Below are 1134 nucleotides of genomic sequence, written 5' to 3'. Positions count from 1 at the left end.
CCCTAACGCTGGTAAGGTAAAACCACAGCCACAAAATAACCAACTGCAAGAAAGAGCTGAGTTTCAACAGCAATATGTAGAGCACATCTTTCACATTCAAACGCCTTTCGAGGTAGCCGATCATTTAGCAGAATATCCTTCTGCCGAAATTAAAGATGCAAAGGGAGCTGAAATTATCGAGCGGTTCTTAAAAGAAGATCCAACAATCAGGCCTCCGAAGCCAGAACAGATAGATAATGAAAATAAGGCAAAGAAAAGTGCAGAAGACAATTACGATCTTGTTTCGGAGACTTTAGCTAAAATTTATATTGAGCAAATGCTTTATCACAAAGCCATAGATACGTATAAAAAATTAAGTTTGAAATATCCGGAAAAAAGCCGTTACTTTGCCGACCTTATCCAATCTATAGAAAAGAAATTTTAAAATATAATATTACCATGGTAACCTTTTTAATCATTTTATTAATTATTGCGTGTGTGGCCTTAGGCTTATTTGTTTTAGTACAAAACCCTAAAGGCGGAGGTTTAGCTACAGGGGGTGGCACCAGTAACATGTTTGGTGTGCAGCGTACCGGCGATGTTTTAGAAAAAGGATCGTGGGTATTGTTAACCTTAATCGTAGTGTTAACCCTTGCCGTTACTACAATTGCTAAAACTAGCGGTGGTACTGCAGCAGTTGGAAACTCAGCTATACAAGAGCGTTTAGATAAAACACCATCACCATCTCCACTTGGCGGAAATTTAAACAGCACTAAACCTGCTGCTTCGACTCCAGCTAAAACAGATTCGACAAAGAAATAAGTAATACTTACCCGTATTTTATAAAGCTTTCCTCAAAAGGGAAAGCTTTTTTGGTTTTTAACATTCCGTAAAAAATGAATCAACCCTTTGTCTCTTAACACACATTTAACATAAAAAGCTTTAAATTGCAGCATGAAATTAAGTGTGCTGGTTCTATTTACTGCTCTCGCCGTTGGTCTTTCCATCGGGATGGTTAATTTTTATTTTCAGCATAGCCTGTATTACATGGCTATTTCTTTTGGCGTATCGTTTCTGTGCAGTTTTTTGGTTTTTTATTATTTGCTGGAGAAATATATTTACACCAAAATTAAACTCATTTACAAACTCATCCAT

The 1134-nt window shown here is 36.8% G+C and carries 2 protein-coding genes and 1 pseudogene; 2 read left to right on the top strand and 1 reads right to left on the bottom strand.

Features of this window, described 5'->3' with window-relative positions; genetic code table 11:
- Both AC1DND_RS28290 and secG read left to right on the top strand, forming a co-directional pair.
- Positions 1-424 (top strand): annotated as a pseudogene (locus AC1DND_RS28290) (hypothetical protein); the annotation flags it as partial.
- A gap of 14 nt (positions 425-438) precedes the next feature.
- Positions 439-801: a preprotein translocase subunit SecG gene (secG, locus tag AC1DND_RS28285; protein WP_108197142.1), complete on the top strand. Its 363-nt coding sequence runs from the start codon at positions 439-441 to the stop codon at positions 799-801.
- A gap of 153 nt (positions 802-954) precedes the next feature.
- On the opposite strand, the gene AC1DND_RS28280 is transcribed toward secG, so the two are convergent.
- Positions 955-1134 (bottom strand): hypothetical protein (locus AC1DND_RS28280; RefSeq protein ID WP_477586223.1); only part of this gene is annotated, 180 nt, incomplete at its 5' end.

The organism is Pedobacter sp. 01N416 (assembly GCF_056399685.1).
Note: the sequence above shows the minus strand (reverse complement) of the source record. Positions and strands in the feature narration are given on the sequence as shown.

Excerpts from the sequence above, each read along its gene's own strand:
- secG (WP_108197142.1), top strand. The coding sequence starts at position 439 with ATGGTAACCTTTTTAATCATTTTATTAATTATTGCGTGTGTGGCCTTA.